Source organism: Microcoleus sp. S13_C3, from assembly GCF_036700905.1.
In the GTDB taxonomy this organism is placed as follows: Bacteria; Cyanobacteriota; Cyanobacteriia; order Cyanobacteriales; family Microcoleaceae; genus Microcoleus.
Genome location: NZ_JAUBPT010000274.1, coordinates 1 through 5,510 on the forward strand (window position 1 = coordinate 1; position 5,510 = coordinate 5,510).

Annotated in this window: 4 protein-coding genes; 2 read left to right on the forward strand and 2 right to left on the reverse strand. The window is 45.1% G+C overall.

Annotated elements, in window-relative coordinates; translation table 11 throughout:
• Positions 1–91 precede the first annotated feature (91 nt).
• The gene (locus QUA16_RS35400; RefSeq protein ID WP_333109404.1) at positions 92–295 is read right to left on the reverse strand and encodes a hypothetical protein; all 204 of its coding nucleotides are present in this window, start codon (positions 293–295) and stop codon (positions 92–94) included.
• Positions 296–630: 335 nt separating this feature from the next.
• Between QUA16_RS35400 and QUA16_RS35405 the strand changes: the two genes are divergently transcribed.
• Positions 631–3,519, forward strand: coding sequence for a PAS domain S-box protein (locus QUA16_RS35405; RefSeq protein WP_445252235.1), 2,889 nt, complete (start codon positions 631–633; stop codon positions 3,517–3,519).
• A gap of 402 nt (positions 3,520–3,921) precedes the next feature.
• On the opposite strand, the gene QUA16_RS35410 is transcribed toward QUA16_RS35405, so the two are convergent.
• Positions 3,922–4,512 (reverse strand): rhomboid family intramembrane serine protease, encoded by a 591-nt coding sequence (locus QUA16_RS35410; protein WP_333109402.1) that lies wholly within the window; start codon positions 4,510–4,512, stop codon positions 3,922–3,924.
• Between the two features lie 469 nt (positions 4,513–4,981).
• Between QUA16_RS35410 and QUA16_RS35415 the strand changes: the two genes are divergently transcribed.
• Entirely contained in the window at positions 4,982–5,359 is a 378-nt protein-coding gene (locus tag QUA16_RS35415; RefSeq protein WP_333109401.1) for a Mo-dependent nitrogenase C-terminal domain-containing protein, read from the forward strand.
• Positions 5,360–5,510: the final 151 nt, after the last annotated feature.

Below are 5,510 nucleotides of genomic sequence, written 5' to 3' on the forward strand. Positions count from 1 at the left end.
TCCATACTTAGAAAGGAGACGACAATTATTTATCAATACACTGTTTGGTTATTTTGTCAATGCGTAAGTCCTAAATTCTTTAATCTCAAATCTATAATAGGATGAGCGTGTAGAGTGAGTCCAGGATTGATACTGCATTCATCTCGATCGCCAATGTTCCCCAAGCGGACGATCGCGCTAAGATGGCGGTGGCAGTCGTTAAAAATTCAGTTGCCAGCGGCAGATTCCGAACTCTTAACAGCACTTTGCCTACTATAGCAATCCTAAATGATTCGTGTAATTCTTGTAGGGGCAATCCGACCCCTACTCCCCGTGGTTGCCCCGATAGATAGGGGGTAGGCACGGGGAGTAGGGGTAGCACTACCCCTACATATTTTTACAAATGATTTAGGATTGCTATAAAACCATCTCAACTTCAAAACCTGCGCTCATCAAGTTGTACTTGACCAATAATTTCTTAATGGTACAAGCCCCCGGATTTATCCGTGGAATCAATCCAACATCCAAAATCCTTGCATCCTCAAGCCCCCGGATTTATCCGTGGTGTCAATCTAAAATCTAAAATCTAAAATCTAAAATCTAAAATCGAATGACCGGAATGTTGTGGGTTCATAATAGTTCTGCTTTACCATGCCAATCAAATATCTGACCGACCAGATTTTAAAAATGTCAGGCAAAGTGCCAATTCGCATCGTCCTTGTTGTGCCTTTTGCCCTCCAGACTTTCGCTGCGGTAGGGTTGACGGGGTGGCTGTCGCTGCGGAACGGGCGCATAGCCGTCAACGATGTTGCCGCACAACTGCGGGCAGAAGTCACATCGCGTATCCAGCAACATATTAATAGTTATATTGAAACGCCACACCAAATCAATCAGCTCAATCTCGATGCCATCCGTCTCGGCATTGTGAACCTGCAGGATAGTGATAGTTTGCAACGCTACTTCTACAAACAAATCAAAATTTTTGATAAAATTAGCTACATTCAATTCGCATCGGAAGAAAAAGATTTTATTGGAGTTGAACGCCTCGACGACGGCAAGTTGCAAGTTCAGATTTCTAATCCATCTACTGGCTATAACTTGCATAGCTACGCGCTGTCCGAGCTCGAGGAACCAACCAAGCTATTCAAAACTACTCTCAACTACGACCCCCGCGTCCGACCTTGGTACATAGCTCCGGTGCGCGCAGGCAAACCGACTTGGAGTAAAATCTATAATTTTTTTGACGCTCCCAAACTAGCGATTACGGCTGCTCAACCAGTTTATGGCGATGATGGTAAACTGATTGGCATCCTGGGTTCTGACTTGGCACTTGCCAAGCTCAATCACTTCTTGGGAACTCTAAAAATTGGGAAATCAGGACAGACTTTTATTGTAGAAAGGTCTGGGCAATTGGTGGCAAATTCTACCCCGGAACCGCCATTTATTGTTAGCAATGGTGTTGCGAAACGGATTGTGGCAACGAGCAGCAAGAATGTTCTCATTCGATCGACCGCCCGCTATTTGACAGAACACTTCGGAGATTTGCACAAAATTGACAGATCTCGCCAGTTAGATTTTACGATCGACGGTCAACGGCAATTTCTACAGGTGACGCCGCTTTTAGACAGCAGGGGCCTCGACTGGTTGATTGTGGTGACGGTTCCTGAAGCCGATTTTATGGAAAGGATTCATGCCAACACTCAGTATACTGTGGTGATGTGTCTGGGTGCTTTGGTGCTGGCAACGGCGATTGGCGCTCTGACTTCTAGGTGGATTGTTGTACCGATTCGGCGTCTGAGCAGGGCTGCGGAGGCTTTGTCCCGGGGAGAATGGGACGGGATGGTGGTAGATTCCCGGTTGATGGCGTCTGTAGATCGGGAGGATGAGGTGGGTGTTCTGGCTCGCTCTTTTAATATGATGGCCGCTCAATTGGAAGAGTCGTTTACTACTCTCGAAGATCGGGTACAATCTGCGATCGCCGACAAAAATGAATTAATTATTTCTCTGAAAAACTCGCAGCAAAAACTGGCTCTCCATCTTCACCAAACTCCTTTGGGAGCGATTGAATGGAATCTAAACTTTGAAGTAGCGGAATGGAATTTGTCAGCGGAAAGAATTTTTGGATACAACCGCTTGGAAGCTATGGGATGCCACGGAGTCGATCTCATAGTTCCTGAAAGTGCTAAGGAGTATGTGAGGCAACTATCTATAACTTTGCTGACTAATACAGGAGGAGTTACCAGCCTTAATGAGAACATCAGAAAAGACGGCAAAATAATTCTGTGCGAGTGGTACAATACGACTTTGGTTGATGCTGACGGCAGCATCATCGGAGTGGCATCGCTGATTCAGGATGTGACTGAATTTCACAGTGCTGTGGAGAAGTTGCGGGCCAGCGAGGAGCGGTTTCGCCAGTTGGCAGAAAATATTCATGAGGTATTTTGGATTAGAGAACCCAATCAAAAGCAGCTAGTTTATGTGAGTCCGGCTTGCGAGAAAATATGGAATGTGAGCTGTCAGAGTTTGCAGTCAGAAGCGGAGGCTTTTTGGGATGCTATTCACCAGGAGGATCTCGATCGCGTCAAGGCTGCTTTTGAGAAACAGGTGCGGGGCGATTATGATGAGGAGTATCGGGTAGTGCGCTCGGACGGTTCAGTTTGCTGGGTGCGCGATCGGGCTTTTCCAGTCCGCAGCCAAACCGGAGAAATTTACCGCATTGTCGGTATTGCTGAAGATATTACCCAGCGAAAATTAGCAGAAGAATTCCAAAAAGTAGCTCAAACTGCTCAAGCAGCAAACCAAGCCAAAAGCGCCTTTTTAGCTAATATGAGCCACGAATTGCGAACTCCCCTCAACGCGATTATTGGTTACAGCGATATGCTCAAAGAAGACGCCGAGGATTTAGGCTGCGAAGATTTTATTCCCGACTTACAAAAAATTCAAACAGCGGGGAAACACTTGCTATCTTTAATTAGCGACATTCTAGATATTTCTAAGATTGAAGCGGGGCGGATGGAACTTTACTTAGAAACTTTCAACCCGGTTAATTTAATTGACGAGGTAGTTTCTACTGTCAAACCCTTGGTAGATAAAAATTCTAATAAGTTTGAAGTTGATTGTGCTGACGACTTGGGAATGATGTATGCGGACATTACCAAAACTCGTCAAATATTGCTCAACCTGCTGAGCAATGCAGCCAAATTTACGGAACATGGCACTATTACTCTCTGCATTGAAAGAGTTAAACATGACAGCTTAACCACTCAAGAAATAGCAGAACCTTCCGACTCAATAATTTTTCGCGTAGCTGATACGGGCATTGGGATTCCCCCCGAACAATTGCAGCATTTATTTCAAGCATTTATGCAGGGCGACGCATCAACTACCCGCAAGTATGGCGGCACGGGTTTGGGATTGACTATTAGCCGTCACTTTTGCGTGATGATGGGTGGTGATATGCAGGTTGAAAGCGAGTTAGGTTGCGGTTCGGTTTTTACTGTGTGCTTGCCGGCGCGCGTTGAATTATTGGTCAGCAGTTAGTCTTGCTATCCGGGACGCAATTGTTATATCATTTCCGGTAACACTCCTTATGATGTTGACTGTTGACTGTTGACTGTTGACGCCGTGAACAGTCAACAGTCAACGCCGTGAACACTGAACTCGAATTTACTATAGCAATCCTAAATGATTTGCGTAATTATTGTAGGGGCAATCCGACCCCTACTCCCCGTGGTTGCCCCGATAAATAGGGGGTAGGCACGGGGAGTAGGGGTAGCACTACCCCCTACAAATTTATCTGAATGATTTAGGATTGCTATATTCCGATGAAGAGTGGATTTGATCTTACACAAGAAACCAGGTTTAGTGACAAAAAACCTACGCTTTTAGATAATTTATGAGCAATAAACCAAGGTGATGATAGGATGCAGCCTCAGTCTTATTCTAGTTAATTCGCCGTTTCTGCCGCCCCAAAAGTTGAGCTGTTAATACGCCACCCACAAAGCCAAAGAAATGCCCTTGCCAGGAAACTCCCGGCTGCGAGGGCAAAACTCCCCAAATTAAACTGCCGTAGAAGAAACCGACAATTAAAGATACCAAAATAGATGTAAAGCTGCGTTCAAAATAGCCCCGTAGCAGCAAGAAGCCGAAGTAACCAAAGATTAATCCGCTGGCACCAATGTGGACGGAATTAGGCGCGCCACTCAGCCAAACTCCGAATCCGCTGACTAGCACAGTGACGGCACTCACGATAAAAAAGTCGCTAATTTCTCGCAGCATTATCAACCAACCCAATGTCACAAAAGGGAGGGTATTGGCGGCTAAGTGAGCAAAACTGCCATGCAGAAAAGGCATCAACAGGATGCCTTGAAGTCCGTCGAGGCTGCGGGGGCGGACTCCGTAGGCATTCAGCCTGCCTCGGAACACGAATACATCGACAATTTCGATAATCCAGAGGAGGGAGACGAAGCCACCGAGAATGGCGGCGTGGCTTTGCAATTCGCGGGCGATAGCTTTGGTTTCTGGGTTACTCATGGGTGGTGAGGGCGGTGATACCGATTATTTCTCATTGTAGGAGTTTCTGGGCGATCGCGAGCAAAGATTGTTGGGTCAAGGTTTCAGGGTTTTTTGCAGCAGAGCTTATTTAGAAATATTATAAGTTTTATTAAAAGTTCCGCATTTTCACGTATAGGATAATTCACCTGGATGCGTCAGAATTGTAATTGAACTACAAAAGGAGACTCAACCCAAGGTTGAAGCTAAAACGTAGAAGACAGAATTTTTACCCTATCCATCAATTGTTGGGCTTGAAATGAGGACACTTTTTAGAGCGCACACCGTCTTTAAAAAAATCAGGAACTACTTTTCTCGCCCTAAGTCATAAATTTAAGAAGTTCAATCCGGTAAAGCAAAACGAGATGCTGTAGATACTGATTGTAGATAATATCGCACAAGCTCTACAGAGAGTTCTTGGCACCTCGTTATAAAAGAGGAAGAGAGCAAAATGAACGTATTTGAGCATACAGTCTCCTACCGAACTCTGCCACATTGGGTAGGATTTGGCAAACAAGAAACCGCCGTTAATGTCGCTACAATTTCTCAACCTTACGGTCAAAAGCCACACTTTGACCCCTTGCATCCGCTAAAACAATGGCTTGATAACACTGCAATTAAAAGTCAAAAGTGGGCTCGGTTTCTGTGTAAGTTTATTCCCAGCCAGTGTCCGTTTGAGCGAGAAGTCAAAATTGGCGATCGCACTTTATTTTCCATTCCGCCACTGTGCAAGTTAAATCCGCTTTACGAGCAAGTGGTTGGGCTGCGCTTTCGAGCTTTGTGTTATTTGGCTGACGAATGTGGCGAAGATGTAACTCCTTATTGTTAATTCTGCAAAAACTTAAGTTTCTCACTGTCATTTCACCCTCCCTTCTCCTTGTTGGGGAGGGTTTTTTTATTTGGATAGGACTTACGCATTGACAAAAAATATCATCTATGTATTCTAGACAATGCCATGACTGAATCGGTTTGCCAAAATA